37 protein-coding genes are annotated in these 24,346 nt (G+C 70.3%); 31 read left to right on the forward strand and 6 right to left on the reverse strand.

Annotation, left to right across the window (positions count from 1 at the left end; translation table 11 throughout):
* The first annotated feature begins 51 nt into the window (after nt 1-51).
* Entirely contained in the window at nt 52-1,035 is a 984-nt protein-coding gene (locus tag AFM16_RS31820; RefSeq protein WP_078635910.1) for a helix-turn-helix domain-containing protein, read from the forward strand.
* On the opposite strand, the gene AFM16_RS31825 is transcribed toward AFM16_RS31820, so the two are convergent.
* Together AFM16_RS31825 and AFM16_RS31830 are read right to left on the reverse strand one after the other, a co-directional pair.
* Nucleotides 1,019-2,452, reverse strand: coding sequence for a glycoside hydrolase family 16 protein (locus AFM16_RS31825; protein WP_030789438.1), 1,434 nt, complete (start codon nt 2,450-2,452; stop codon nt 1,019-1,021). The two genes, AFM16_RS31820 and AFM16_RS31825, sit on opposite strands and share 17 nt — an antisense overlap.
* A 182-nt stretch (nt 2,453-2,634) precedes the next feature.
* Complete coding sequence (locus AFM16_RS31830; protein ID WP_370628151.1) at nt 2,635-3,957, reverse strand: L,D-transpeptidase; 1,323 nt, start codon at nt 3,955-3,957, stop codon at nt 2,635-2,637.
* A gap of 125 nt (nt 3,958-4,082) precedes the next feature.
* Between AFM16_RS31830 and AFM16_RS31835 the strand changes: the two genes are divergently transcribed.
* Both AFM16_RS31835 and AFM16_RS31840 read left to right on the forward strand, forming a co-directional pair.
* Nucleotides 4,083-5,420 carry a 6-phospho-beta-glucosidase gene (locus tag AFM16_RS31835; protein ID WP_078635914.1) on the forward strand — a complete coding sequence of 446 codons (1,338 nt, stop codon included), beginning with the start codon at nt 4,083-4,085 and terminating at the stop codon, nt 5,418-5,420.
* Between the two features lie 534 nt (nt 5,421-5,954).
* The gene (locus AFM16_RS31840) at nt 5,955-7,571 is read left to right on the forward strand and encodes a recombinase family protein (RefSeq protein WP_078635916.1); all 1,617 of its coding nucleotides are present in this window, start codon (nt 5,955-5,957) and stop codon (nt 7,569-7,571) included.
* Here the strand turns inward: AFM16_RS31840 and AFM16_RS31845 are convergent.
* Together AFM16_RS31845 and AFM16_RS31850 are read right to left on the reverse strand one after the other, a co-directional pair.
* Nucleotides 7,510-8,091, reverse strand: a complete 582-nt coding sequence (locus AFM16_RS31845) for a hypothetical protein (RefSeq protein ID WP_143648479.1) — start codon at nt 8,089-8,091, stop codon at nt 7,510-7,512. The two genes, AFM16_RS31840 and AFM16_RS31845, sit on opposite strands and share 62 nt — an antisense overlap.
* A 13-nt stretch (nt 8,092-8,104) precedes the next feature.
* Entirely contained in the window at nt 8,105-8,548 is a 444-nt protein-coding gene (locus tag AFM16_RS31850; protein WP_078635920.1) for a helix-turn-helix domain-containing protein, read from the reverse strand.
* Nucleotides 8,549-8,806: 258 nt separating this feature from the next.
* Here AFM16_RS31850 and AFM16_RS31855 point away from each other — a divergent pair, with 258 nt between their 5' ends.
* The 19 genes from AFM16_RS31855 (at nt 8,807) to AFM16_RS31945 (ending at nt 18,372) form a co-directional block, all read left to right on the forward strand.
* Complete coding sequence (locus tag AFM16_RS31855) at nt 8,807-9,031, forward strand: helix-turn-helix domain-containing protein (protein ID WP_078635922.1); 225 nt, start codon at nt 8,807-8,809, stop codon at nt 9,029-9,031.
* Between the two features lie 276 nt (nt 9,032-9,307).
* Nucleotides 9,308-9,694: a hypothetical protein gene (locus AFM16_RS31865; protein ID WP_078635926.1), complete on the forward strand. Its 387-nt coding sequence runs from the start codon at nt 9,308-9,310 to the stop codon at nt 9,692-9,694.
* Nucleotides 9,691-10,485 carry a hypothetical protein gene (locus AFM16_RS31870; RefSeq protein ID WP_078635928.1) on the forward strand — a complete coding sequence of 265 codons (795 nt, stop codon included), beginning with the start codon at nt 9,691-9,693 and terminating at the stop codon, nt 10,483-10,485. Before AFM16_RS31865 ends, AFM16_RS31870 begins: the two co-directional genes overlap by 4 nt.
* Nucleotides 10,485-10,727, forward strand: coding sequence for a hypothetical protein (locus tag AFM16_RS31875; protein ID WP_078635930.1), 243 nt, complete (start codon nt 10,485-10,487; stop codon nt 10,725-10,727). Before AFM16_RS31870 ends, AFM16_RS31875 begins: the two co-directional genes overlap by 1 nt.
* Entirely contained in the window at nt 10,724-11,158 is a 435-nt protein-coding gene (locus AFM16_RS31880) for a hypothetical protein (protein ID WP_078635932.1), read from the forward strand. Before AFM16_RS31875 ends, AFM16_RS31880 begins: the two co-directional genes overlap by 4 nt.
* Nucleotides 11,155-11,415, forward strand: a complete 261-nt coding sequence (locus AFM16_RS31885; RefSeq protein ID WP_078635934.1) for a hypothetical protein — start codon at nt 11,155-11,157, stop codon at nt 11,413-11,415. Before AFM16_RS31880 ends, AFM16_RS31885 begins: the two co-directional genes overlap by 4 nt.
* Nucleotides 11,412-11,618: a hypothetical protein gene (locus AFM16_RS31890; protein ID WP_078635936.1), complete on the forward strand. Its 207-nt coding sequence runs from the start codon at nt 11,412-11,414 to the stop codon at nt 11,616-11,618. Before AFM16_RS31885 ends, AFM16_RS31890 begins: the two co-directional genes overlap by 4 nt.
* Nucleotides 11,615-12,460, forward strand: coding sequence for a hypothetical protein (locus AFM16_RS31895; RefSeq protein ID WP_078635938.1), 846 nt, complete (start codon nt 11,615-11,617; stop codon nt 12,458-12,460). Before AFM16_RS31890 ends, AFM16_RS31895 begins: the two co-directional genes overlap by 4 nt.
* The gene (locus AFM16_RS31900; RefSeq protein WP_078635940.1) at nt 12,460-13,470 is read left to right on the forward strand and encodes a recombination directionality factor; all 1,011 of its coding nucleotides are present in this window, start codon (nt 12,460-12,462) and stop codon (nt 13,468-13,470) included. Before AFM16_RS31895 ends, AFM16_RS31900 begins: the two co-directional genes overlap by 1 nt.
* 64 nt (nt 13,471-13,534) lie before the next feature.
* Nucleotides 13,535-14,266 (forward strand): 3'-5' exonuclease, encoded by a 732-nt coding sequence (locus tag AFM16_RS31905; RefSeq protein ID WP_078635942.1) that lies wholly within the window; start codon nt 13,535-13,537, stop codon nt 14,264-14,266.
* Nucleotides 14,263-14,892, forward strand: coding sequence for a hypothetical protein (locus AFM16_RS31910; protein ID WP_078635944.1), 630 nt, complete (start codon nt 14,263-14,265; stop codon nt 14,890-14,892). Before AFM16_RS31905 ends, AFM16_RS31910 begins: the two co-directional genes overlap by 4 nt.
* Complete coding sequence (locus AFM16_RS38790) at nt 14,889-15,203, forward strand: hypothetical protein (RefSeq protein ID WP_107419189.1); 315 nt, start codon at nt 14,889-14,891, stop codon at nt 15,201-15,203. The genes AFM16_RS31910 and AFM16_RS38790 overlap by 4 nt, the downstream gene beginning before the upstream one ends.
* Nucleotides 15,200-15,868 carry a DNA cytosine methyltransferase gene (locus AFM16_RS31915; RefSeq protein ID WP_107419190.1) on the forward strand — a complete coding sequence of 223 codons (669 nt, stop codon included), beginning with the start codon at nt 15,200-15,202 and terminating at the stop codon, nt 15,866-15,868. Before AFM16_RS38790 ends, AFM16_RS31915 begins: the two co-directional genes overlap by 4 nt.
* Nucleotides 15,865-16,251, forward strand: coding sequence for a WhiB family transcriptional regulator (locus AFM16_RS38795; protein WP_107419191.1), 387 nt, complete (start codon nt 15,865-15,867; stop codon nt 16,249-16,251). Before AFM16_RS31915 ends, AFM16_RS38795 begins: the two co-directional genes overlap by 4 nt.
* Nucleotides 16,251-16,523 (forward strand): hypothetical protein, encoded by a 273-nt coding sequence (locus AFM16_RS31925; RefSeq protein WP_078635946.1) that lies wholly within the window; start codon nt 16,251-16,253, stop codon nt 16,521-16,523. Before AFM16_RS38795 ends, AFM16_RS31925 begins: the two co-directional genes overlap by 1 nt.
* Nucleotides 16,523-17,404: a hypothetical protein gene (locus AFM16_RS31930; RefSeq protein ID WP_078635948.1), complete on the forward strand. Its 882-nt coding sequence runs from the start codon at nt 16,523-16,525 to the stop codon at nt 17,402-17,404. The genes AFM16_RS31925 and AFM16_RS31930 overlap by 1 nt, the downstream gene beginning before the upstream one ends.
* A gap of 17 nt (nt 17,405-17,421) precedes the next feature.
* Nucleotides 17,422-17,694, forward strand: a complete 273-nt coding sequence (locus AFM16_RS31935; RefSeq protein ID WP_078637156.1) for a WhiB family transcriptional regulator — start codon at nt 17,422-17,424, stop codon at nt 17,692-17,694.
* Nucleotides 17,691-17,984: a hypothetical protein gene (locus tag AFM16_RS31940; protein WP_078635950.1), complete on the forward strand. Its 294-nt coding sequence runs from the start codon at nt 17,691-17,693 to the stop codon at nt 17,982-17,984. Before AFM16_RS31935 ends, AFM16_RS31940 begins: the two co-directional genes overlap by 4 nt.
* A 64-nt stretch (nt 17,985-18,048) precedes the next feature.
* A complete protein-coding gene (locus tag AFM16_RS31945; protein ID WP_078635951.1) occupies nt 18,049-18,372 on the forward strand; it encodes a hypothetical protein in 324 nt (107 codons plus the stop codon).
* A gap of 132 nt (nt 18,373-18,504) precedes the next feature.
* On the opposite strand, the gene AFM16_RS31950 is transcribed toward AFM16_RS31945, so the two are convergent.
* On the reverse strand, nt 18,505-18,942 hold the full coding sequence (locus tag AFM16_RS31950; protein ID WP_078635952.1) for a GIY-YIG nuclease family protein: 438 nt from the start codon (nt 18,940-18,942) through the stop codon (nt 18,505-18,507).
* Nucleotides 18,943-18,957: 15 nt separating this feature from the next.
* Nucleotides 18,958-19,158 (reverse strand): type II toxin-antitoxin system prevent-host-death family antitoxin, encoded by a 201-nt coding sequence (locus tag AFM16_RS31955; RefSeq protein WP_078635953.1) that lies wholly within the window; start codon nt 19,156-19,158, stop codon nt 18,958-18,960.
* Nucleotides 19,159-19,291: 133 nt separating this feature from the next.
* Here AFM16_RS31955 and AFM16_RS31960 point away from each other — a divergent pair, with 133 nt between their 5' ends.
* From AFM16_RS31960 to AFM16_RS32000, 9 genes are all read left to right on the forward strand, one after another.
* Complete coding sequence (locus AFM16_RS31960) at nt 19,292-20,197, forward strand: LvrA C-terminal domain-related protein (RefSeq protein ID WP_078635954.1); 906 nt, start codon at nt 19,292-19,294, stop codon at nt 20,195-20,197.
* An 11-nt stretch (nt 20,198-20,208) separates the two neighbouring features.
* The gene (locus tag AFM16_RS31965) at nt 20,209-20,994 is read left to right on the forward strand and encodes an ATP-binding protein (protein ID WP_078635955.1); all 786 of its coding nucleotides are present in this window, start codon (nt 20,209-20,211) and stop codon (nt 20,992-20,994) included.
* Nucleotides 20,991-21,314, forward strand: a complete 324-nt coding sequence (locus AFM16_RS31970) for a hypothetical protein (protein ID WP_078635956.1) — start codon at nt 20,991-20,993, stop codon at nt 21,312-21,314. Before AFM16_RS31965 ends, AFM16_RS31970 begins: the two co-directional genes overlap by 4 nt.
* Complete coding sequence (locus AFM16_RS31975; protein WP_078635957.1) at nt 21,311-21,580, forward strand: hypothetical protein; 270 nt, start codon at nt 21,311-21,313, stop codon at nt 21,578-21,580. Before AFM16_RS31970 ends, AFM16_RS31975 begins: the two co-directional genes overlap by 4 nt.
* Nucleotides 21,577-21,876 (forward strand): hypothetical protein, encoded by a 300-nt coding sequence (locus tag AFM16_RS31980; protein WP_078635958.1) that lies wholly within the window; start codon nt 21,577-21,579, stop codon nt 21,874-21,876. Before AFM16_RS31975 ends, AFM16_RS31980 begins: the two co-directional genes overlap by 4 nt.
* A 105-nt stretch (nt 21,877-21,981) precedes the next feature.
* Entirely contained in the window at nt 21,982-22,386 is a 405-nt protein-coding gene (locus AFM16_RS31985) for a hypothetical protein (protein WP_078635959.1), read from the forward strand.
* On the forward strand, nt 22,383-23,054 hold the full coding sequence (locus AFM16_RS31990; protein WP_078635960.1) for a DNA cytosine methyltransferase: 672 nt from the start codon (nt 22,383-22,385) through the stop codon (nt 23,052-23,054). The genes AFM16_RS31985 and AFM16_RS31990 overlap by 4 nt, the downstream gene beginning before the upstream one ends.
* Before the next feature lie 75 nt (nt 23,055-23,129).
* Nucleotides 23,130-23,396 (forward strand): hypothetical protein, encoded by a 267-nt coding sequence (locus AFM16_RS31995; RefSeq protein ID WP_078635961.1) that lies wholly within the window; start codon nt 23,130-23,132, stop codon nt 23,394-23,396.
* A 5-nt stretch (nt 23,397-23,401) separates the two neighbouring features.
* Nucleotides 23,402-24,163 (forward strand): hypothetical protein, encoded by a 762-nt coding sequence (locus AFM16_RS32000; RefSeq protein WP_143648481.1) that lies wholly within the window; start codon nt 23,402-23,404, stop codon nt 24,161-24,163.
* Nucleotides 24,164-24,346 lie beyond the last annotated feature (183 nt).

Below are 24,346 nucleotides of genomic sequence, written 5' to 3' on the forward strand. Positions count from 1 at the left end.
TGTGGTGAAAGTGGGACAGCGGCGGCAGGGGCGGGGCGGCACGAGATGGACATGGCGGACAGAAACCCCCAAGTGCGCCCCGACGGCATCCGGACCTTCCCTTTCCCGGTCGAACTCAGCGTCGGCGGCGTCGGCATGCAGGTCGGCCCCCTCGGCACCGGCCGCACCTGGCACGCCGACGCGCCCCTGACCCGCGTCCACCGCATCGACTTCCACGTGGTGATGCTGTTCGACGAGGGCCCCGTCCACCACATGATCGACTTCGCGGAGTACGAGGCCGCCGCCGGTGACCTGCTGTGGATCCGCCCCGGACAGGTCCACCGTTTCTCCGAGACGGGCGGGTACCGCGGAACCGTCCTGACCATGCAGCCCGGTTTCCTGCCCCGCGCCACCGTCGAGGCCACCGGCCTCTACCGCTACGACCTGCCGCCCCTGCTCCGCCCCGACCCCGCCCAGCAGGCCGCCCTGCGCGCCGGACTGGCCCATCTGCGCCAGGAGTACGAGGACGCGGCCACCCTCCCGCCCAGCCTGCACACGGCCGTCCTGCGGCACTCCCTCACCGCGTTCCTGCTGCGCCTCGCGCATCTCGCGGCCAGCTCGGCGGAGGCCGGGCAGCGGTCCGATTCCACCTTCACCCGGTTCCGGGACGCCGTGGAGCGCGACTTCGCCGTCAACCGCGGTGTCAGCGCCTACGCCGACGCCCTCGGCTACTCCCGCCGCACCCTGGTCCGCGCGGTGCGCGCCGCGACCGGCGAGACGCCCAAGGGGTTCATCGACAAGCGGGTCGTCCTGGAGGCGAAGCGGCTGCTGGCCCACACGGGGCTGCCGATCGGCCGGGTGGGCGCGGCGGTGGGCTTCCCCGACCCGGCGAACTTCTCCAAGTTCTTCCAGCTCCGCACCGGGCTGACCCCGGCCGGGTTCCGGGCGGAACTGCTGCTCGACACACCGGAATCCGGACCCGGGGACACGTCGGCGCCGGGGGCCCGGAGTCGGACCGCCCGGCGCCGGGAGGAGGGGATCAGCGCCCGAACGTGAACCAGTTGACGTTCACGAAGTCGGCCGGCTGGCCGCTGGTGAAGGTCAGATAGACGTCATGGGTGCCGGTGACCGCGCCGATGTTCGCCGGCACGGTCCGCCAGGACTGCCAGCCACCGGTGTTGGCCAGCGCGAAACTCCCGATCGGCGCGGCGGTACGGCTGTCGAGCCGCACCTCGACCAGTCCGCTGATCCCGGCGCCCGCACCGCTGGCGACCCGGGCGCTGAACTGGGTCGCCGCCGAGGAGCCGAAATTGACGCCCTGGTAGAGCGCCCAGTCGCCGTTGGCGAGCGAGGCGAGGTTCTGCCCGCCGCCGGTGTCCGTGGTGGTCTCGGTGCCCGTACCGCTCTGGCTGTTGTACGACTCGGCCTGGATCGTGCCGTAGGCGTCCCGGCCGCCGGACGGGGGAGGCGTCGTGGGCGGTGGCGTGGTGCCGCCGCCGGACGACAGCACCTGCACGTAGTCGACGACCATCGGCACCCCGGAGGCCGTACCGCTGTCCAGACCGCCGCCGAACGCGTCCGGGAAGGCGCCGCCCATGGCCACGTTGAGGATCAGGAAGAAGCCGTGGTGGGTGGCGTTGGCCCAGGTCGTCGCGTCCATCTGGCCCGAGTTCACCGAGTGGAACTGGACGCCGTCGACCAGGAACCGGATCGTCTCCGGGCTCACCGAGCGGTCCCACTCCAGGGTGTAGGTGTGGAAGCCGGACTGGCAGGTGGTGTTGGGACAGGCGCGGGAGTTGCCGAGGCCGACCGTCTCGTTGCACGGGCCGCCCGGGTTGACGCCGCAGTGCAGCGTGGCCCACACCTGGTTGCGGCCCTGGACGTTCTCCATGATGTCCAACTCGCCCACGGAGGGCCAGTTCTGGTAGTTGCCGCGGTAGGGCGCGCCCAGTGCCCAGAAGGCCGGCCAGTAGCCCTCTGCCGCGGTGCCGGTGACGTTCGGCATCTGGATGCGGCCCTCGATGCGCAACTTGCCGCCGGCCGGGGGCTGGAAGTCGGTGCGGACCGTCTCGATCCGGCCGGAGGTCCAGTTGCCGGCGGCGTTGCGCAGCGGGGTGATGCGCAGATTGCCGTTGCCGTCGAGCGAGACGTTGCTCGTGCTGTTCGTCATCGTCTCGACCTCGCCGGTGCCCCAGTTGGCGGGGCCGCCCGGGTATGAAGTCCCGATGCTGTACTGCCAGTTGGACGTGTTGACGCCGGTGCCCGCGGCGCCGTTGAAGTCGTCGAGGAAGACCTGGGTCCAGCCGGACGGGGGTGTGGGGGCGGAGGCGTTCGCGGGCAGGGTGACGGCGGTCGCCGCGGCCGCCGTCAGGGCGAGCGTGCCGAGGACGGCGATCAGCGTGCGCCGCAGCGAACGCCGTCGGGCGGGCGGACCGCCGGGCGTTCTGGAGGGGGTGCCGGAGGGTGCACTCATGGGGGGCCTCTCGGGTACGGGGTGCGGGGAGTGGGGAGCGGGTGCGTTTGTTCGCGCCCTGTGGTGAGAGCGCTCTCAAAGTGGGCCCAATGTGCTCTCGGTCACCCCGGGCGTCAAGAGGTGTGACCGGTAAATCTCTTGTGCCACAAGGGAGTTCACCGGCCGAAGGCAAGAAGGGGCCGCTACAGCGCGCTCCCCGCCTGCCAGTCCGCCCACGACAGGTTCCAGCCGTTGAGGCCGTTGGCCGGGTCGACGGTCCGCTCGCCCGAGTTCCTCACGATCACCACGTCCCCGAGCAGGGATCCCGCGTAGTACGCGTGCCCCGGCGTCGAGGCGTCGCCCGCTCCCTTGGCGTCGTGCAGACCGATGCAACCGTGGGTGGTGTTCCGGCTGCCGAACACCCCTGTCGCCGCCCAGTAGTTGCCGTGGATGAAGGTGCCGGAGGTGGTGAGCCGCTGGGCGTGCGGCACGTCGGAGATGTCGTACTCGTCGCCGAGACCGACCGTGGAGGACTGCATCCGGGTCTGCTCGAACCGCTCGCTGATCACCATGATCCCGGACCAGGTGGTGTGCTCGGCGTCGCCGCCGGAAACCGGGTAGGTGGCGACGGTGGCGCCGTCCCGCCGTACGGTCATCTCCTTGGCGGCCAGGTCGACGGTGCTGATCTGGGACCGGCCGATGTGGAAGGTGACGTCCTTCGACTGGACGCCGAACACACCGTCCGCGCCCTCGACGTCCTTCAGCCGCAGCCCGAGCGTGACCGTGGTCCCGGCCGCCCAGTACGTCCGCGGCCTGAAGTCCAGCCGGGTGTCGTCGAACCAGTGGCCGACGACCTCCACGGCGGGCTCCGCGGTCACCGTGATCGCCTTCTCGACGGCGGCCCGGTCCGACACGGCGTGCGTGAACCGGATCGACACCGGCATACCGACGCCGGAGATGGAGTTCGCCTCCGGGGTGAAACGGCCGACGAAGGTCTCGCCGGGTGACTTGGTGACGAACGTGGTGGTCCCGGTCACGCCGCCTGAGGCTTTCGCCGTGACCGTGTACTTGGTCCCCGAGTACGGGTTCCGGGACGACGTCCAGGTGGTGCCCGTCTCGTCCAGGGCGCCGTCCAGCGTGGAGCCGTCGTTGCCGGTCACCGTCACCGAGGCGAGGGTGCCGCCGGTGACGGTGACCTCGACGGGGCTGGTGAACGGGGCCTTCTTCGTGCCGTCGGCGGGGGTCACCGAGATCACGGGCGGTGCCGTGGCCTTGGCGGCCGGGGAGGCGGATCCGGTCGTCGCCGACGCCTGCGCGTCCGCCGCCGCCCGCGCCTCCGAGGCGTCCGCCGTGCCGGAACCGCACCCGGTCAGCGCGACGGCCGGTACGGCGGACCCGAGCACGGCCAGCACGCCGCGCCGGGACCACCCCTGCGGACGTTCGGGCCGCTCTGGCCGTTCGGGCCGCTCTGGCCGCTCCGGCCGCGGCTGTCGTTCGAAACGGTTCGGTATGTGCGAGGCGCCCACGGTGGCCCTTCCGGAGTTGTCCACGATTGCGCCTGCATCCTGCGCCTCCCACCTGGGCCGTTCCTTTGAGGAACCGGGCCGTCGGCTGAGATTTCCGTGAGGACGGCGACGAGTAGGGTGCGGGTGTGAAGCTGACGATTCTGGGCGGCGGCGGGTTCCGGGTGCCGCTCGTGTACGGGGCGCTCCTCACCGACCGTGGCGAGGGACGGGTGACGGACGTCGTCCTGCACGATCTGGACGCCGGGCGGCTCCAGGCGGTCGCCCGGGTCCTGGCCGAGCAGGCGGCCGGCGTCCCCGACGCCCCCGCCGTGACGGCCACCACCGATCTCGACGACGCTCTGCGGGGCGCCGACTTCGTCTTCTCCGCGATCCGTGTCGGCGGCCTGGAGGGCAGGGCGGACGACGAGCGGGTGGCCCTCGCGGAAGGCGTCCTCGGCCAGGAGACGGTCGGCGCCGGCGGTATCGCCTACGGCCTGCGCACGGTCCCGGTCGCGGTGGACATCGCCCGGCGGGTGGCCCGGCTCGCCCCCGACGCCTGGCTGATCAACTTCACCAACCCGGCGGGTCTGGTCACCGAGGCCATGTCCCGCCACCTCGGCGACCGGGTCATCGGCATCTGCGACTCGCCGGTCGGCCTCGGACGCCGTATCGCCCGGGTCCTCGGCGCGGATCCGAACGAGGCGTGGATCGACTACGTCGGTCTCAACCACCTCGGCTGGGTCCGCGGGCTGCGCGTCGCGGGGCGCGACGAACTACCCCGGCTGCTCGCCGACCCCGGCCTGCTCGGCTCCTTCGAGGAGGGCAAGCTCTTCGGCGTCGACTGGCTCCGGTCGCTCGGCGCGATCCCCAACGAGTACCTGCACTACTACTACTTCAACCGCGAGACCGTCCGCGCGTACCAGCAGGCCGAGAAGACCCGCGGTGCCTTCCTCGCCGGCCAACAGGCCCGGTTCTACGAGGAGATGCGCGACCCCGACGCCGCGGCCCTGGCCGCCTGGGACCGCACCCGCGCCGAGCGCGAGGCCACCTACATGGCGGAGAACCGCGAGACGGCCGGCGCGGGCGACCGGGACGCCGACGACCTCTCCGGAGGCTACGAGAAGGTCGCGCTCGCCCTGATGCGGGCCATCGCCCGCGACGAACGCGCCACGCTCATCCTCAACGTGCGCAACGGCTCCACCCTCGGCGCGCTCGACGCGGACGCCGTGATCGAGGTGCCGTGTCTGGTCGACGCCAACGGCGCCCATCCGATGGCCGCCGCCCCGCTGCCGGGGCACGCCGCCGGGTTGGTCACGGCGGTCAAGGCGGTGGAGCGCGAGGTGCTGGCCGCCGCCGAGTCGGGCTCGCGGGCCATGGCGGTGAAGGCGTTCGCGCTGCATCCGCTCGTCGATTCCGTGAACGTCGCGCGCCGGCTGGTCGAGGGCTACCGGGAGGTCCATCCGGGGCTGGCGTACCTGCGCTAGCGCGTCGGCCCGGTCAGGGGTGATCGGGCGGCCGCTCCCCGTGACAGCGGCCGACCGACCCGATCCCCCGTGCCCGGAGATCCCCCATGATCTCCGGCGTCCCCCGTGGACCCCCGTGTCCCCCCGTGGTCCTTCCCCCTGCCCCCGTTCCCCCGTGCTCCCGCGGACCCGCCGGGGTTTCCCCCGTCGCCCCCCGACGTCCCCGGCGGGTCCTCACGGTTGCACCTTTAAGAGCGCGCCCCACGGCCCGTGATACACCCCTCGCGGAAAAAGATTCCCCCGGACCGGAATCCGGGGGAACAGGGGGACCCGAGGGCGCGCGCCTAGCCGGTGAAGCCGGCCGTGATGGAGGTGAACTGCCAGTTGCTCTGGCTGATGCCCGAGCAGTTGCTGGTCACTCCGCCGCCCGGGCAGGGCCGGTCACGGTTGACGGACCAGAAGGCGAGCCGCGCGAGGTGGTGCGCGTTGGCCCAGTCACGGATCTGGGTCCAGAAACCTATTTAGGGATGGTAATACTTCGCTAGCATCACCCGCATGCCCTACGCGCCCGAGTACCTGCACCTCGTCATCCCCGGCGTCACATTCGAAGCCCTCCTCTACGGACGCAACAGCGACGGCGACGGCACAGAAAGCTCCGTCGCCGCCCAACTCGCCACCGGCAGAGCCCTCTGCAACAGCCACAACTGGCGCATCCAGCGGGAGTTCGACGACGCCGACACATCCGCCAGCAGGCACGGCCGTAAAACCCGCAGCGACTTTGAAGCGCTCATTGAAACGATCACAGAGCCAGCCCCGCCCGGCATCCGCCGCATCGTCGTCGCCTTCCAGGCCAGCCGGTACTACCGGGACCTTGAGGCATACGTCCGGCTTCGAAAGGCATGCATCGAGACCGACACCCTCCTCTGCTACAACAGCCAGGTCTACGACCTCAGCCGACGGGACGATCGCAAAGCCACGGCCATGCACGCCGTTGACGCGGAGGACGAGGCGGAAGGCATCCGTGACGGAAACCTACGCACGGCCAAGTCTCAAGCGGCAGCCGGCATGCCACACGGCAAGCTGCACTACGGGTACACCCGGACGTACACGACCATCAGGGGACGCCAGCGCTGCACTGGGCAACATGAGGACGAACGTGGGAAGTACGTTGTCCAGTCTCTGCACCGCATTGACGAGGGCGGCTCTCTGCGGGGCCTGGTCCGCTGGCTGAAAGCGCAGCCAGAGGCGACCCGGCCGGATGGGAAGCCTTGGACGGACCAGTATGTCCGCTCGATGCTCCTGAACCGGGTCTACCTCGGTGAGCGCACCCACAAGGGCCTAACCGTCAAAGCCGCATGGCTGCCGCTCAAAGGGCTGGAGACTCCGGAGGGGCGCGCACTGTTCAACCGTGTGACGGCTCGACTCACTGACCCGGCCCGGTTGATGCAGCGTGGTTCCGAGGTTGCCCACCTGCTGTCGTATCTGGCGCTGTGCGGGGAGTGCGGCGACCATGCGGCGTTGCGCTACCTGGCTGGCAGTCCCACGCGGAAGGCGACCCTGTGCTGTGCCACGAATGACACCTCAATCGTTGAGGCGCGCATCGACGCCTACGTGCAAGAGGCCGTCATCGACTGGTTCAGTGACAAGCGGAAGGCGCGGGCTGCGCTCGTCCCAGCGGACGACAAGGTGAAGGAGATGGCGGCTGCAACCCAACGCCTGATCAACGTGTTCGAGGAGCAGTTGGCGGAGGCTCGGCAGTTGGCGGAGACGTTCGACGAGGAGTTGGGCCGCTTCAAGTTGTCCGCGGTATCGCTGGCTTCGCTGGAGTCGCGGCTGGAGCCGAAGCTGGAAGCAGCGAGGAAGAAGCTCCAGAGCTTCGCGGGAGTGTCACCACTGCTGCTGCGGATGCTGGAGGCCGATGACCCTGACGAGGTGTGGAACGGCCGGCCGGGGGAGGAGGGGCGGCCTGCGGTGCGGGGTCTGACGCTGGAGCAGAAGCGTGAGGTGATCCGTAGCGTGGTGACGGTGCGCCTGTTCAAGGCTCAGGCGTCAGGTCGGCGGGCTTTGGATGACGACCGGATCCGTCTGTCGTTCTTCGGTGAGCCGGGGTTCAGGGCCCGACGACTCCGTGCTCCCGAGCCCGCGGCCGGTCTGGCTGCTGTCGGGGCATAGGGGCTTGCTCCCGGTCGCGCTCTTCGGTCTGCTTGGGGAAGTGGATCAGGTTGCCGGTGCAGCCCTCGGGAGGCTGGATCTTTCCGTTCACGAACCAGGACGCCAGGATCTCCATGGAATCGGCGACCAGCTTGGCGCGGGCATCCTCGAACTCTGCTTCCACGGATGCCCGTTCGGCCTTGAGGCGTTGGGCGTCGGCTGCCCGGTCGGCAGCGAGGTCCTGATAGAGGCGTGCGCGTTCGTTCTCGAGCTGCGCCTTCGCGGCGATATGGGTGGCGCGTTCCTGCTGGGCCTGGCGCTGGGCAGCGGCCAACGCGATGCGTTCGGTGCTGGTGTCGGTGACCCAGTGGTAGACCACGGCGAGAACGGTCAGGGAAAGCGCGACCATGCAGAGCACGACTCCCGCGAGGGAGAGTGTGGCCTGCTCCCGCCACACGCCGTGCGCGGTGAGGCCGAGACCTCCGAGCATCACCACTACCGCTGTTGCCGCTGTGGCTCGGGTGCCGCTCGTCAGGTCCATCCGTACCCCCGCATCACATCTGCGCTGCTGTCCCTCCCCGGTCGGAGCGGTCTTCAGGGACTTCATCCTCGAGACGCTTGAGTCCTTCGACTGTGGCGTAGAAGATTTCGCGTCCTACTTTGATCCCTAGCCGGTCAGCCGCTTCCTCCGGAGTGAGTGCTGACTGTACCTGCGATCGATCCGTTTCGGACAGTGACTGAAGGATTTCGAGCGACAGGACCCCGCCCTCTACGAGGAGGGTGCCCAGGTCGATGCCGGTGACTTGGCTGATGGCGTCGTAGAACCGGCCGTCGGGGACGGCGCTTCCTTGCCACATGCGGGTGACGCTGCTCTCGGTCATGCCGGTGTCTCGCGCAAAGCGTGCTTTGGCGCCGTGGCCGGCGTAGCCGTTGCGTTCTGCGGCTGGCACGACGAGGGCAGCGAATCGCTGCGCGCGGGTGGGGGTCCCATCGGTCATGTCTGCGGACTCTACCTCCCTAGTTAGGGAGATAGCCAGTAAATCCCTCGCGCGCAAGGGTGCCTATTGGGCCACTGACCTGCATTAACGCAGCTCACTTCAGCATTCGCTCGCATGTTCGACTCAAAATCGACGGATTGTTGCGCGCGATAACCCTTGCGAGCAAGCAAGGAACATGGCAGAGTCTCCCTCGTGAGCAAGGAACCCCCTTCCACCAGCACCAACCCCTGCCAACCCCCCACAGAGGGAGGTGACTACGTGTTCCGTCTCGACGTCCGAGCACTCCTCAAGGCAGTAAGGGCGCACGGTGACCACACGCAGGCCGCGATCGCACGCAGGACCGGAATCGCCGAATCATCCGTGTCCCGATACCTCCGCGGCGAAGCCCAACCTGACCTGAACTGCGCCATGCGCCTGTCCGAGGCGTACAACTTCGACCTCCGCACCACCATCAAGCGCGTGCCGATCGAGGCCGCCGCATGACCCGCGCTGAGCGGCTGGCGATCCTCGGGCCCGCAACCGTCGCCCGCATCCGTGAGCGTGTGCGGCAGGCGCCGGAGCCCAGCGATGAGCTGGTCGAGAAGCTCCGTCGAATCATGACGAACCCCGCTGGCGAGATCCCGGCGCCACGGCAAGTGTCCGCCGCTGGACCCGTAGCTGACGCCGCCTGATCCACCCATTAACGCCGAAGGCCCGCCCGACTTCCCGGCCCGGCGAGCCCACGACTTCGGCAACCCCTCATCACAGAAAGAGGTCCCCGTGACCACATCATCCCAGACCTTCCTCCCCGCGTTCACCGCGCCCGACCCCGGACGCGCGAGCGAGCAGGCGCCCGTCTTCGAGGCGCTGATGGCGCTGGCCGCGGAGTTCGCCGAGCTGCCGCGCCCGTACATCGTCGTCCAGACCACTGGCTGCTGGTTCACCGTCCAGCTCATGCACCCGTCGCATTTCGAGGCGTGGCGGGAGGCGCTCGGTCTGCCGGCCGATCTGGTGGACCTGGTGGCCGGCGGGTCGAGTGTGTGGTTGGCGTCGTCGGATCGTTTCCGTGGCGTCAGGTTCGAGCTGACGGGGCATGGTGTTCCGCTGACGGTGGAGCAGGCGTCGGCGCCGCGGGTGGCTGACGAGTCCCTGGTGGTGGCGGCGTGAGCGCCCCGCTGGTGGTGAACACGGCGGACGGCGTCTGTTGGACGCGGCGGACGGTGACGTCGGGCGGGATCGCCTTGTACGCGCCGGAGGCCGTGAAAACGTGCCCCGACTTCGTGATGGCGACGCTGGCGGAGTTGGCGGAGCACGTGATCGTGGGGGCGGCGGATGCCCTGCCGATGCCGGTGGGTACCGAGCCGCAGCCGCTGTCGGCGGACCGTCTGGAGCTGATCCGCAGAAAGCGGTCGCACTGTGAGGCCGCGCAGTTCGAGTCGGATGACGAGCGCCTGCCGCACGTCTGGGGCCCGTCGCAGTACCCGAATCGCGAGATGTGCCAGCGGTGCACGGTGATGCGGGAGTGGGCGGAGGATCCGGAGGCGGACGAGGTTGTCCTGCTGGCGGAGATCGACCGTCTGCTGGCGGAGCGGCACTCGACGAACGAGGCGCTCGACGACGCGGTGCAGGAACTGCGGGAGAAGGAGCAGCGCGAGGCCGCCGTCACCAAGTTCGTTGCCGCGCGCGCCGAGTACATCACCGCGATCCGCAACTGCCACCCGGACAACGGTCACGACTACGACCGGTGGCAGGGGCACGCGGCGGCGCGCCGCCAGCTAGCGGAGCTGCTCGGTCTGCCCGTGGCATGGCCTGCGGAGGATGCCGCTTCGGTGGCGAAGTCGGCGGACAGGCTGACGCAGATGCTCGCTCCGACGCAAGCGCTGCGGACGGACGACGAGTTCGGTCTGCATCACACGTACCGGGTGGGCCGCGACCTGCCCGAGGCGGGTGGCGTGTGATGGCGCTCCTCTCGTTCCTGTTCGCCGATCTCACCCCGGCATCGGCGGTGTTGTTCTCGGTGGCCTTGTTCGCCGCGTCGTTGGTGCCGTTCTTCCTCCTCGTCGAGACCGACTTCGCGGCCGTGGTGCGGCCTGCGGGGGCTGTCGTCTCCCACCTGGTGCGTGTGTCCCGTGACTTCTGCCGGGACGCGGCCGCCCTCCTCATCCTCCTCACCACCTCCCCGAAAGGGGCCATGGCATGAACCACTCCAGCAAGCCGGGCCTGTCGTTCAACACGGGCGCCAACGCCCTTCACGGCGTGCTGCGTGTTGACCAGATCCGCAACGAGACCCTGATCCAGCTTGTGGCGCAGTGGTCGGACCCGGACACGCGGGATGCCGTCCTGGACGCGCTCGACGAACTCGCCGCTGTGGTCGGCGGGGTGGCGCGTGAGGGCGAGCTGGACGCCGCGCTCGATGAGGTCGAGGACGTGGCGGGGATGGACACGGCGCAGGTCGAGGTCACCATGCCCGACCTGCGGCGTCTCCTCGCGGAGTTGACGGAGGTGGTGCGGCGGACGTCGGGCCGCTTCACGAAGGGCGCGGCACAGATCAAGCATCCGTCGCACGCCGCGACCCGCCGCCACCTCAAGGCCAACCCCCTGCCCGAGCAGACCGACAGGCGCGCGTCATGACCGCCGTCGCCGCGCTCGTTGCCCGCCAGCGGCAGCAGGCCGACCGCCAGGCCGCGCTCCTCGCCGCGATCCAGGCAGGCCCGCACGGCAGGTGGAAGTCGGGCCGCGCCGTCCGTGTCCTGCGGGACGCGGGCCACCACCCGGTCAGCCCCGGCACCGCATCCCGCGACCTGCAAGCCCTCGTCGTGGCCGGACACCTCATCCGGCACGGGACGCCGGGCTGCACCTGGTACGAGCCGAAGGCGGTGACCCAGTGACCTTCCGCTACCGGCTGTTGGTCGCCGCCCACACGGTCGCCGTCCTCGCCATCGCCGTCGCCGCCGTCTGCCTGGCCGACCTCCTCCCCGTCCCCAACCCGACCACCGCATGGGCCGCCGACATGGCCGCCGGCCTGTTCGCCGGGCTTGGCGCGTCGACCTGGCTGCCCTGCCCCTGCCACCGAAAGGACGGCCACGGGTGACCAACCCCAAGCACGCCCACGACACCCCGCGGGGCCGCTACTACAGCGACCCCGCCGGGGGGCCGGACCTCGTGTCCGTCACCAACGTCCTCGACACCGCAGTCAACAAGTCCATGGCCCTCGTCCCGTGGGGCGTGAAGCTCACCGTCGAGTACACACTCGACCGCTGGCAGGTCATTGCCGACCGCGTCGCCGACGACCGCACGGAGCTCACGAAGGAACTCAAGGCCGTCCACCGCGACGTCCGCGAGCAGGCCGCCGACCTCGGCGACCGCGTCCACAACGCCGCCGAAGCACGCGCCCTGAAGGCGCCGATCCCCGACGACCCGCAAGTCCTGCCCTACCTCGCCCAGTTCGACCTGTGGCTCGCCTCGTGGGGCATCGACCTCGACGAGCACGTCGTCGCGACCGAGATCACCTGCCTCCACCGCAGGCTCGGCTACGCCGGCACAGCGGACCTCATGGTGTGGCTGCCGACCGGGCCGGACGGACGGCTGGAGCTGTGGCTCATCGACTACAAGTCCTCGGCCACCCGCCCCGCGAAGTCTGTCTACCCGGAGAACACGCTCCAGCTTGCCGCGCTGCGGTACTGCGAGACGGTCCTCCTCCCCGACGACACCGAGGAGCCGATGCCCCGCATCGAGCGCACGGGCGTCCTCAACCTCCGCGCCGGCTCCCACGCGCTCGTGCCGATGCCTGCCGACCGGACCGCTCACCGGGCGTTCCGCGGCGCGCTGGAGAACACGCGCTGGCTGCACGCCGCGCCGTCCACCTACCCCGCGCTGTTCGCTCCCGGGCACGAGCCCGCGCCGAGGCGACGCAACCGAAAGGCAGCAGCCTGATGGGCTCCCGACTCCGCAACATCCAAGCCCGCGCCGCCGAGCACGGCCGGCTCCGTACCGGATACACCCAGGGCAACCGGCCCATGCGGTCCGCGACGTGGGTCATCACCTCTCACTCGGAGGAGCACGTTCGTACCGCTGCCGCTCTGTGGGGTGGCGAGGTGGAGCAGTGGGCGCCGCTGAACTCGACGATCTCCCAGTGGCGGGTCATCACGAAGGCGTCCTCGATCGAGGCGCTGATCACCCCGGGGGATCCGCTCAACCAGTACAACGAGATGTGGTCGAAGGGGGGATGCCAGCGCCGTTGCGACGGCGAGACGGAGACGTTGACCCGGCAGCCCTGCATCTGCCTCGCACGGTTCGGTGAGGACTGGCACCAGCAGAAGAAGGGCGTCGTCTGCTCCACCACCTCCCGCCTGAACGTGATGCTCCCCGACCTGTCCGGAATGGGCATGTGGCGGGCCGAGACCCACTCCTTCTACGCCGCGCAGGAGTGGGGCGGCATGGTCGACATGGTCCTCGCCGGCACCCGCGGTGACGGGTTCGTGCCGGTCACGTTGCGGATCGAGCCGCGGCAGCGGGTCGCGAACGGGGAGACGAAGAAGTTCCCCGTCGTCGTGGTCGAGCTGCGGGGCGTGACGCCGCGACAGGCGCTGGCCGGCCCGATGAACGCGGCGACCGCCCTCGACCCGGGTGGGCAGGCGCGGGCGGCGATCGAGGCGCCCCGCCCGAACTACCTCGCCGACGCCCTGGCGGCGCTGACTGTCGACGACGTGCAAGACGTCTACCGGGCCGCGCACGCCGCGGGCCACCTCACGGACGACCTGATCGCGGCGCTTAAGCAACGCGCGGACGAGGTCAAGGCAGAGGAAAAGAAGCGCGCCGAGGGTGCCGCCTCCGGCAACGACGAGGGCCCGGACGACGAGGGCGTGTACACGGCCGAGGTCGTCGACGACGGCCCGCGCGAGCCGGCCACGTGGCCGACGGCCGCGCAGCCCGGCAGCAGGTAGTCCACCCAGCACCCGGCGGCCGCACCCGTAATGCGGCCGCCGGGCTCACCTAGGAGACCACACCATGAACCAGCCCACCCCGTGGCACCTCGGCCGACTGGCCGGATTCGATACCGAGACCACCGGCGTCGACGTCGAGACGGACCGTATCGTCACCGCGTGCATCGTCGAGGTCGGCGGCAAGCAGCAGCCGATCACCGCGAACTGGCTCCTCAACCCGGGCGTCGACATCCCCGAGGAGGCCACCGCCGTCCACGGCGTAACCACAGCGAAGGCGAAGGCCGACGGCGAGGACGCAGCCGAGGCAATCGAGGAGCTGATCGCCGGACTCACGCAGGTGATCCTCGCGGGGACCCCGCTCGTCATCATGAACGCCCCGTTCGACCTGACCCTGTTGGACAGGGAGGCCCGACGGTACGGCGTGCAGCCCCTCACCGAGGTGGTGGGCGACGAACTGCAGGTGATCGACCCCCGCGTCCTCGACAAGGGCGTCGACCCGTACCGGCGCGGCAAGCGGACACTGACCGACCTGTGCGCCCACTATCACGTCGCTCTGGATGGGGCGCACTCCGCAGACGCGGACGCGATTGCCGCGTGCCGGGTCGCATGGCGGATCGCCTCCAGGTTCAGGGAGATCGGCAACGCGCTCCTCCACGAACTCCACGACCAGCAGCAGGACTGGGCGGCCGCGCAGGCGGCGTCGTTCCAGGAGTACCTGCGGCAGAAAGATCCAGCCGCGGTCGTCAACGGGCAGTGGCCACTGATCCCGGCGCAGCAGGACGGAGGCGCCCGATGAGCCTCCTACCGTTCGTTTCCCGCCGTCGGCACGACGCCCTGATCAAATCCCTGCGCGCCGACAACGCCCGCCTCCGTGACCAGCGCGACCGCGCCCGCCAGGACAAGGAGACCGCCGAGTTCACCCGCGGGCGCATCCTGCGCCAGCTCGCGGACGCAGACTCCGCGAACAAGCGGCTGCACGACCGAACCCTCGAACTCGGCCGCCGCATCAGCCGGCTGACGGAGTCGGACCCGGACCACCTCGCTGGGCTGGAGGACCGCGTCGCCCGTCTCCAGAAGGGTGTGGCCCGCTACCTGCCCGCGCTGTGGCAGGCGCGCGCCGAGGTCCGCGAGCTGACTGACCTTGCGGTGAAGGCGGCCAGGCAGCTCGACCGCATGGAGGAGCGCGTCCGGGCCGCTCGTGAGGAAGGCCGCCGAGCCGCGCTCACGGTGTCCGCGGACGAGCGAGAGAAAGCGCCGTTGGACGGTGCGCCGCTGGTGCGCCGCGAGGGGCCGTCGGCGCGGCTGAGGCGGGCGGAGGAACGCTGCCGTCTGCTGGACGAGCGGGTCAGCGAGTTGCAGACGTCGCATGTTGCGGACACCCGGGAGCTGCACGACCTCCGCCAGAACGGGGCCACATCATGACCGGCACCGCGCAGGTGGGGCTTGCTGTTCTCGCGCTGGCCTTCGTCATGGTCGTCCTCGTCATCCGCTGGGCACTCACCCCCCTTCCGGCAGCAGGCCGACACCGCGGCAGTCGCCGGCCGGTCGAGGAGTTTGTGCCCGGCCACCATCTGATCCCGGCGCTCGCGGTCCACGGGCCGGGCTGGCCGGTCGCCGCGTTCGGGTACTGCGCCGGCTGCCGTGCGGAAGTACCGGTCGCCGTCCACGCGGGCGCCCACCGCTGCGACGCCCACGGACACGTCACCATCCATACGGCAGGGGGCGCCCGGTGAAGCGCACTGTTCTCGACCTGTACTGCTGCCAGGGCGGAGCCACCGCCGGCTACCAGGCCGCCGGATACACCGTGGTCGGTGTCGACCTCGACGACCAGCCCCGCTACATCGGCGACGAATTCTGGCAGTCCGACGCGATCAGCTTCCTCACCGTCCACGCCGACTGGATCCGCCGTGAGGTCGCGTTCGTCCACGCATCCCCGCCGTGCCAGTTCGACTCCGACTGCCAGCGGATCCAGGACAACGAGCACCCGGACCTGATCGAGCCCACCCGTGTGGCGCTCGAAGACCTCGGCCTGCCGTATGTGATCGAGAACGTGGGCGGGGCGGTTCCGAAGCTGCGGGAGCCGGTGATGCTGTGCGGTGCCATGTTCGGCCTGGCCCGCACGTACCGGCACCGCTACTTCTCTACCGGCGGCTGGGCCCTCCCGCAGCCCGGACACCCGGAGCACGCAGTCCGCCAGGTGAAGCTCGGCCGTTCCGCCCTCAACGGCGAGGCCATCCAGGCGATCGGGAACTTCGCCGGCGTCGGCATCATCCGCAGCGAGTGGGGTGTGCCGTGGATGAACCGGGACGGCATCCGCGAAGCGATCCCGCCCGCCTACGCGGAGTGGATCGGCCGCCAGTTCGCCGGGCACCTGGCCGCCAAGGAGGTAGCCGCGTGAGCCGCTACGACTGGATGGCTGACGCCCGCTGCGCCCAGACGGATCCCGGCCTGTGGCACTCCGACGACGGCGCCAACTACACCGAGGCCAAACGGATCTGTGCCCGCTGCCCGGTCCGCGCCCAGTGCGCCGCACACACCGCACGTCTCGACCTCGAGGTCACCGCCCACGACAAGCACGGGCTGTGGGCCGGGCAGACCAAGAGCCAGCGTGAGGCTGGCCGGGCGAACGCGGAGCGTGAGGAACGGACAGCCGCGATCCTGCGGCTCTTGAAGCGGGGCGGCATGGAACCGGAAGAGATCGCCGCGCTGGTGGGGTGCAGCCCCCGCACCGTGTGGCGGGTCCAGAAGGCCCACCGTGAGCAGATGGGGAGGGCCGCGTGATGGCGGCGGGTACGGACCTGCCGCGTTTCGACGCGCTCGCCCTCGCCGGGAACACCGCGACGGAAGTGCAGCGGGCCGCCCTCCACGCCGTACTCGCCGGCACCAGCGTCGGCGAGCGGCAGGAGTTCCTCGACGCCCTCGGCCTGCTCCCCACCACCCGCCACACCACCCACGGCCTGGCCGGCTTCCAGGCGGGCTGTGTGTGCCGGGACTGCCGCAAAGCCGGACGCGACCACAACCGCAAGCACACCACCCGGGAGGTGACCCCCTGATGCCGTTCACCCAACAGATCGACCGCGAACCCGTCCTGCGGCTTCTCCGCCTCGGCACCATGACCGAAACCGCCATCGCCAAACAGCTCGGCATCAGCCGGCCCACCGTCCACAAAATCCGCACCCAACACGGACTCCCCGCACCACTGCGCGGATCCACACCCAAGCACCCCAGCCTCGAAGCCGCTTACCACGCCCACGCTCAGCCCAGCACAGACGGGCACATCCTGTGGACCGGCGGCCGCCGCGGCGACACCCCCGTCATCCAACGCAGGCACACCTCCCACTCCGTCTACCGCATCGCGTTCCGCATCCGCCACGGCCGCAACCCCGAAGGCCGCGCCACCCTCGCCTGCAACACGCCGGGCTGTGTCGCCGGAGCGCACCTCGAAGACCAGGCGATGCGCAACGCCCGCCGCCAATACGAGCAGGCGCAGCGCCGCCGCCTCCCGAAGGGGCCGGCCGCCAACGGCACCCGCACAGACGTCCTCGCCCTGATCGGGCAGGGCATGTCGAACCGGCAGATCGGCATCTTGCTGCGCACCAACCCGCTGCGCGTGGCCCGGATCCGGGCTGAGGAGGGCATGCCGAACGTGACGCGGGTGGTGGCGCCGCTGGACGACTGCTGGCGCACCCACACCCGACTGGTTGAGGGCGGGCATGTGGAATGGACGGGGCAGCGCCGTGAAGGGGCGCCCGTTCTCACCTGGCAGAACCGCAGTCATCAGGCCCGACGGATCGCGTTCCGGATGGGGCATGGGCGGGAGCCGGAGGGGCGGGTGAAAGCAGGCTGCAACTTCCCGGACTGTGTCGCGCCCGACCACATGGAAGACGCCCGCCTCCGCGCCCTGTACGCCGCCGTTCTCGGGGCCGTGGCGTGAGCGCCTACACCGGGCAGGTGCCCGACTCGGATCCGGGTGGGGACTGGCGGTTGCAAGGACTGTGCCGCAGCGAGGACCCCGACAGTTGGTTCCCGGTGGGTGCCACGCCTGCGGCAAAAGCGGCGGAGCGGCATGCGAAAGCGGTGTGCTGGCGGTGCCCGGTGCGGGTGGTGTGCGGGCGGTGGGCGCTCGACCATCGTGAGCCGGTCGGGGTGTGGGGCGGGTTGTCGGAGGGCGAGCGTCGGGCGATCCTGCGCCGCCGCGGGGTCCGCCTCCCGGAGATCGCGTGAGCGCCCGGTGCGCGCACTGGATCGGCGCCGAGCAGCGGTACTGCGAGGCGACCGAGGGAGTGCGTCTGTACCTTCCCGGGCTTGCCTGCCCGCTCCACACCCCGTCCGCGCTGGCCGGGAAGCCGGAGCCGCAGCCGGGCAAGGGGCGGCTGCCGGGGGCGTGGACGACGCCGTCGCCGATCAGCGACTCGCGGGTCCATGACGCGCGTGCGATCGCGTCCGGGAAGCGCCGGTCCTCGCCTCACACCTACCGGGCGGCGCAGGCCGCCGTCGACCACAAGACCAACTGAATCGGGGCCGCCCCGACTTCCCCCAACCGGGGCGGCCCCACCCCTCGACTGAACGGAGGACCCCATGCCCGCACAACAACCCACCCTCGACGGCACCCTCCCCACCCCTGCCCCCGACTACCACACCTGGTGCGACCAAGTCCGGCCCGCGTTCGTCGAAGCCGCGCGCACTGGCCAGCGCTTCACCACCTACGAGATCGCCCGCGAGAACGACCTCCCCGAACCGCCCTGCGCCCGCGCCGACTGGGGCAATTTCACGCAGTCCCTGGTGCGTGACGGGCTCCTCGAACACTGCGGCTTCGACCGCTCGCTACGTCCCACCGGAGAGCACTCAGCCGTGTCGGTTTGGCGCGGCACCCGCGCCGCGCAAGCGGGGAGAGCCGCATGAACTGCCCCCGCTGCCACGCCCCGGTCCCGCCCGCCGCCGGCTTCTGCAAGCACTGCACGGCACCCGTCGGCCAGTAGCCGCACACGACAACGGGCCCCGTCTGGGGCCCGCGAGGAGAGGAGGGGGACGGTGTCAGGACTCGGAGCGCTGCCGCTGCTGGTACGCGCGGATCTCGCTCTTGATGTACATGCGCACGTCGGCCGCGCGCGCGAGGCCCTTCTCCGCGCACAGCTTGCCGTAGTCCTCCCACGTGTCGTCGTCGATGCGGACGATGCGCGACGGCTTGGTGCCCTCCTTTGTCGTCACGCCCTCGAAGGGCTGCGGGCTGTCCTGCTTGTTGTAGAGCGGCAGTTCGGCGGCGATCACGGCGACTTCGGCCGCAGCGGCGTCGGTCCGCGACTCGTGCCACTCGATGCGCTTCTCGGTGACGTCAGGCCACCAGCTCTTGGAAGTGGCGTGCTCCGCCCAGCGGTTGTCGGGATTGAAGGTGATCCCGACGTAGAGCAACCGCCCCTCGGTGTCGAAGAGGCGGTACAGGGCGGTCCGGCGGGTCATGTCGATACGCGGCACGGGCAGTCTCCTCGGTCAGGCCGGGGGACTGTCTCCCCCTGGCTTCTTCTTCTCCTCGATGGCTTCCGCGTCCGGTACGGGCACGATCGCGGCCACGCGCCGACCCCGGCTGGTCACGTAGGTGATCTGGCCGTAGACGGCGGTGTCGTTCACGACGTCGGACAGCTTGGCCCTCAGGTCGCGGATTCCGATCTCAGCGCTTGTGTTCGCAGGCATACGCACAGGGTAGCTGAGGTACATCTGCGTACCCAAGTGTACACTAGGGACTACGTCGGGAAGGCGAGGCCCCCCTGAAGGGGGCGCAGTTCGTCATGCCCTGACCAGTAACACCGGCGAGAAGAGAGACCACGTGAAGATCCGGCGCAGCAGGCTGACGGGGGACTTCCTCCAAGTCCCCAACGCCACCGTGCGGGACGACCGACTCAGCCACATGGCGCGCGGCATCCTCGTCGAACTCCTCAGCCGACCCGACGGATGGGAGGCGACCGCCGACGACATGTGGCGCGCCTCCGTCGCCAAGCACGGCAAGAACAGCCCCGGCCGCCGCGCCTTCCGCGCCGCCTTCGCCGAGCTGAAGGAACACGGCTATCTCTCCGCCGGCAAGGACGTCCTGTCCGGAGGCCGGTACGGCACCGTGCTCACCCTCACCGACGTACCGCACGCTGGTACGTCGGCGCCACCTGCGGAAACGCGAGAAACCGCAGGTCACTCCGACGTGCCGCACGCTGGTACGTCGGAGACCACCACCGACGTACCACCTGCCGGTACGTCGGTCCCACCAGGGCAAATGACCATTCCCGCAGGTCGCACCGACGTACCGCTTTCCGACGTGCCACACGCTGGTACGTCTAAAGAAGAAAACGGTGAGACGAACACGGGGAAGAACACGACTTCTTCTTCCGCCGCCGCCAAGCGAGACGACGAAGATCTCTCCGCCTTCGGAGCCTTCTGGATCGTCTACCCCAAGAGCCGCAACCGCCCGGCCACCCTCACCGCCTGGCGCGAAGCCCTGGCGAAGGGCGCGGACCCGGAGAAGATCGCGGCCGCTGCGCAGGCCTACGCCCGAGAGCGGGCCGGCGAAGACCAGCGCTACACGAAGTACTCCGCCAACTGGCTGCGTGAAGAGCGCTACGAGGACGACTACGCCTCCGCCCAAGCGCCCGGCGAACGTCCCGCGCTCCGCGCCGTGTCCGGCGGCTGGCAGCCCTGGCGCAACCCCACCGACCAGTCCGTCTACGACGAACCCCTCATCTAAGGACCCCCAGCATGACCAACCACTGGACCCCACCCAGCCACCGCCGCCCCAAGCTCGACCTCGCCGCCCTCGGCATCCCCGCCGGCCGCTACATCCTCCCCGACCCCACCGACTTCCTCCTCACCCCCGAAGGCACCAACGAAGGCGCCGCCCGCATCCACGACTACCTCAACCGCAAGACCGGACACGACACCCTCCAGCCCGCCGAACTCGACTTCGTCCGCCAACACTTCCTCAACGCCGCCGAAGAACAGCGCCAGAGGGCCATCACCCACTTCGAGTCCAAAGTCCCCCGCCGCTACATCAGCGCCCGCCCCACCGACCTCGCCACCGCCTGGGCCCACACCGTCACCACCACCCCCGAGACCACCCGAAGCCTCCTCATCATCGGCCCCACCGGAACCGGCAAAACCCACTACGCCTACTCCGTCCTCCGCGCCCTCGCCGAAACCGGCGCCGCCCTCAAGTGGGCTGCCTACACCGCCGCCGACCTCTACGCCCAACTCCGCCCCCGCACCGGCCGCGACAGCGAAGCCACCTTCGAGCAGATCGTCGGCGCCGACGTCCTCTTCGTCGACGACCTCGCCGCCGCCAAACTCACCGAGTGGACCGAAGAGGTCACCTACCGGCTCATCAACCACCGCTACGAGCAATGCAAGCCCGGCATCTTCACCAGCAACGTCCCGCCCGCCCAACTCCGTGACGCCCTCGGCGAACGCATCGCCTCCCGCCTCACCGAGATGTGCGAACGCGTCGCACTCAAGGGCGACGACCGACGCAAGGGGATGGCCGCATGAGCGAGCCCATCACCCTCTCCGACGCCCGCGCCCTCATGGCCGAGAACGACGCCGGCCGATTCATCAAGACCCAGATGGCCGACGCCCAACGCGCCGCCGCCCATCGGCGCGCCCTCGTCCTCCGCCACCCCGACCTCGCCGAACAGCTCACCAAGCCACCCATCAACCACGCCCGGCCCGACGTCTGGACCGGCTACATCCCACCGGCCACCGACTGCACCGGCGCCATCAACACCGCCGCATGCCGGCCCGCTCTCCTCGCACTCATCGCCGAAGCCAAACGCCGCACCGCCCCTGTCCAGAAGGGACAAGCCGCATGACCGTCGCCCCGCCCGCCGAAGGCAAGTGCCGCCGCTGCCGACAGACCCGCCCTCTCTTCCCCCGCAAGCCCGACCACGACTGCATCGACACCCTCGGCCGCGTCGACCTCATCGAAGCCGCCCGACTGATCGCGGAGATCGAGGACCAGGGCGACCACTGGTGCACCCGCCGTATCGAGGGCCTGCCGAACTACCGGCTCTGCGTCCGCTGCTTCGACGCTGACGCCGCCGAGGAAGAGGAATTCATCAAGGAGCACGAGCTGTGACCGTCATCCCGCCCGCGGCGATCGCCGTCATCGCGGCGGCCCTGGACGACTACCGCCTCACCACCCCCAGCCACCAGCAAACCCCCCACGGAGCAGCAGAACGCGCCGCCGAATACCTCACAACATCCGGCTGGGGCCTCCACGTCCCCCGCGGCGGCGAACCCCAACCGCCCTCCCGTGACCGGGCCGCATGCCCGGCCTGCTGCGTCCGCCACCTGATCACCCTGGCCGGCCGCATCCGCCGACACGGACCCCACGGCCACCCCTGCCCCGGCAGCGGCACCCCCGCCCCCTGACCAGCGGAAACCAACAAGACCACCACACACCACACCCACCCCCAACCAACGACACCACCGCCCCCCTTTTCCGTGCATGCCATCCATCACCACAGAACGGACACCATGAACACGACAGACGCCCACCTGTGGGAAGTCGATCACCCGTACTACTGCTCAGAAGGGAACTTCTTCAAGACCGGCCAGCACGAGCACTTCGCCTCCTGGCAGGACTTCACCGCCGAGACAGGGTTCGTCGACGGCGACCGCGACATGAACTTCCTCATCCGCTGGGACTGGCGCAAGCCCGGCCACCACGGCTGGGACGGCGACGAGTACCTGCTGCTGTTTTTCGTCCTCCAACGCAAGGCGTGGCTGCTGTCGAAGCAGATCCCTGTCACGGAGGCCGACGAACCCGCAGTGCGCGCGTTCCTCGCCGACTGTGCGGCCACGATGCGCGCCGTCTGGGAGCCGCTCCTGGAGCCCGCCCCTGCCGCTGCTGCCGCCGGCACCACCCAGGACCCGGAATGACCGCCCGCGCATCCGCCCGCGTCCCGAACGGGCTCACCGTTCTCGACCTCTGCTGCGGCGCCGGCGGCCTCTCCTGGGGCTACTGGCTTGCCGGGTTCGACGTCGTCGGGGTCGACAAGTTCCCCATGCCGAACTACCCGTTCGAGTTCCACCAGGCCGACGCCCTGGAATACCTGGCCGCCATAACCGAGTCGGGCGAGGTCGAGCGGTACGCGATCGTCCACGCCTCCTGGCCGTGCCAGACCAAGGCGCGGGTCACCGCGTGGCGCGGCAGCCGGGAGAACCACCCCGACCTGATCACCCCCGGCAAGAAGCTTCAGCGGGCGTCCGGCCGGCCGTGGGTCATCGAGAACGTTCCCGAAGCCGCGTGGGACGGGACGCTGCGCCCGGATTACATCCTGTGCGGCTCCCAGTTCGGCCTGAACGTCCGTCGGCACCGCGTCTTCGAGACGTCGTGGGGCGGCGGCGGGGAGCTGCTCCCGCCCTGCTGGCACCCGAAGGGCGCCCGGAAGCTCATGGCGTTCGAGCACAAGGACGAACGCGCCTATGCGGACGCGATGGGCTGCACGTGGATGAACAAGACCGAGGGCCGCCAAGCCGTGCCGCCCGCCTACTCCGAGTGGATCGGCCACCAGTTCCTGGCGCTGCACGTCGACCAAGCCGCGTGACCACCCACGCATGCCGGCCGCCCGGAGGCGTATTCCGGGCGGCCGTGCCCCCACCCCATCACGGAAGGACCCCCGATGACCAGCACCACCGAAACCGCCCGCGACCCGTTCGGGCCGCCCCTGCCGACCGCCGAGGAAGCCGCCGCCGCTGGGCGGATGGGCTGGAACCTGCGCTGCAACTCGTGCGGAGGCTACGGCGCGGCCTGGGTCCCGAAGATGCGGCCCGGCTGGGGTGCGCTCGCCCTGTGCCACCCGCACGAGCGGGAGCTGTACGCGATGCAGCGCCGTCACGCCGACGAACTCGCGTCGCTGGCGACCGTCAACTTCGAGCAGGACCGGTGACCGCCATGAACCCCGAGACCGCCCGCCTGACCGTCCGTGCCCGACTCGTCGCGTACCTCCAGCAGTCGGGGCTGAGCACGGCCCGCGCGGAGGCGAACATCGATGCGCTGCTGGCCGAGGAGCGCGCCGCCCCGCCCGTCGTCTCGTCTTCCGGTCGGGCCGCGCTGCTCCACGAAACCGCACTGTCCGCCACCGAGCGGCAGTTCCTGACCTTCGCCCTGGACCTGGCCGCCGACGAGATGGCCTCGCGCGGTGACGAGTTCGGTGCGGAGGACGAGGCGGCGCTGGACCTGCTGCGTCGGATGGCTGCCGAGGAACAACCCGCCGAGACGCAGGACGGCAGCCGGGACGCGATCATCGCCGACCTGCTCCCCGCCTGGGAAGCCGTCTACGAGCCCGGCAACGTCTCCGACTACCTGATCGGCTACGCCAACGACCAAGACGCAGCGACGGGCGCCGCCGAGGCATGGATGCGGTCGAAGGCCGAGGTGACCGGCCGCCTGGAGTGGGAGCCCTGGGGCACCGCCACCCCACTGCCGGACGGCTACGACGCCTGGTTCGAGTTGGTGGAGCGCCACGACGACGGGATCGACACCGGGCCCGGCATCATCGTCCGCCACCGCATCGAGCCCGTTGTCGGGGAGCAGCCCGACACCCAGGAGACGCGGCACGTTGGCGGGAACGCGGAGGACTGCCCGGCCTGCCAAGAGCGGGGCTTCGACATGCTCAGCCACCCGTGGACCTGCCCAGGCCCGGCCGCCCCGTGACGACCCTGCCGGCCTGTCTCCCGGCCGTGATCGCCGCCTGCATGGTCGCGGCCGGGGCGTTCGCGGTCCTCGTGCCGGTGGGGGCGTGGATCGACTGGCGGGAACGACGGCGGGTGGGGGCGAGGAAAGCCCTCAGCGCCCCTCTCGCGGCCGAAGTCCCCGCGAACGCACCGGCGGAGGTTC

This window comes from Streptomyces antibioticus, from assembly GCF_002019855.1.
GTDB classification, from domain to species: Bacteria; Actinomycetota; Actinomycetes; order Streptomycetales; family Streptomycetaceae; genus Streptomyces; species Streptomyces antibioticus_B.

Coding starts and splice junctions, on each gene's coding strand:
- AFM16_RS31970 (WP_078635956.1), top strand. CDS start 20,991: ATGAGCGAGCCCATCACCCTCTCCGACGCCCGCGCCCTCATGGCCGAG.
- AFM16_RS31910 (WP_078635944.1), top strand. CDS start 14,263: ATGAGCCTCCTACCGTTCGTTTCCCGCCGTCGGCACGACGCCCTGATC.
- AFM16_RS31990 (WP_078635960.1), top strand. CDS start 22,383: ATGACCGCCCGCGCATCCGCCCGCGTCCCGAACGGGCTCACCGTTCTC.
- AFM16_RS31975 (WP_078635957.1), top strand. CDS start 21,311: ATGACCGTCGCCCCGCCCGCCGAAGGCAAGTGCCGCCGCTGCCGACAG.
- AFM16_RS31825 (WP_030789438.1), bottom strand. CDS start 2,452: ATGAGTGCACCCTCCGGCACCCCCTCCAGAACGCCCGGCGGTCCGCCC.
- AFM16_RS31945 (WP_078635951.1), top strand. CDS start 18,049: ATGCCCGCACAACAACCCACCCTCGACGGCACCCTCCCCACCCCTGCC.
- AFM16_RS38790 (WP_107419189.1), top strand. CDS start 14,889: ATGACCGGCACCGCGCAGGTGGGGCTTGCTGTTCTCGCGCTGGCCTTC.
- AFM16_RS31965 (WP_078635955.1), top strand. CDS start 20,209: ATGACCAACCACTGGACCCCACCCAGCCACCGCCGCCCCAAGCTCGAC.
- AFM16_RS32000 (WP_143648481.1), top strand. CDS start 23,402: ATGAACCCCGAGACCGCCCGCCTGACCGTCCGTGCCCGACTCGTCGCG.
- AFM16_RS31880 (WP_078635932.1), top strand. CDS start 10,724: ATGAACCACTCCAGCAAGCCGGGCCTGTCGTTCAACACGGGCGCCAAC.
- AFM16_RS31900 (WP_078635940.1), top strand. CDS start 12,460: ATGGGCTCCCGACTCCGCAACATCCAAGCCCGCGCCGCCGAGCACGGC.
- AFM16_RS31850 (WP_078635920.1), bottom strand. CDS start 8,548: ATGACCGATGGGACCCCCACCCGCGCGCAGCGATTCGCTGCCCTCGTC.
- AFM16_RS31930 (WP_078635948.1), top strand. CDS start 16,523: ATGCCGTTCACCCAACAGATCGACCGCGAACCCGTCCTGCGGCTTCTC.
- AFM16_RS31925 (WP_078635946.1), top strand. CDS start 16,251: ATGGCGGCGGGTACGGACCTGCCGCGTTTCGACGCGCTCGCCCTCGCC.
- AFM16_RS31955 (WP_078635953.1), bottom strand. CDS start 19,158: ATGCCTGCGAACACAAGCGCTGAGATCGGAATCCGCGACCTGAGGGCC.
- AFM16_RS31985 (WP_078635959.1), top strand. CDS start 21,982: ATGAACACGACAGACGCCCACCTGTGGGAAGTCGATCACCCGTACTAC.
- AFM16_RS31905 (WP_078635942.1), top strand. CDS start 13,535: ATGAACCAGCCCACCCCGTGGCACCTCGGCCGACTGGCCGGATTCGAT.
- AFM16_RS31845 (WP_143648479.1), bottom strand. CDS start 8,091: ATGGACCTGACGAGCGGCACCCGAGCCACAGCGGCAACAGCGGTAGTG.
- AFM16_RS31885 (WP_078635934.1), top strand. CDS start 11,155: ATGACCGCCGTCGCCGCGCTCGTTGCCCGCCAGCGGCAGCAGGCCGAC.
- AFM16_RS31875 (WP_078635930.1), top strand. CDS start 10,485: ATGGCGCTCCTCTCGTTCCTGTTCGCCGATCTCACCCCGGCATCGGCG.
- AFM16_RS31820 (WP_078635910.1), top strand. CDS start 52: ATGGCGGACAGAAACCCCCAAGTGCGCCCCGACGGCATCCGGACCTTC.
- AFM16_RS31995 (WP_078635961.1), top strand. CDS start 23,130: ATGACCAGCACCACCGAAACCGCCCGCGACCCGTTCGGGCCGCCCCTG.
- AFM16_RS31840 (WP_078635916.1), top strand. CDS start 5,955: ATGCCCTACGCGCCCGAGTACCTGCACCTCGTCATCCCCGGCGTCACA.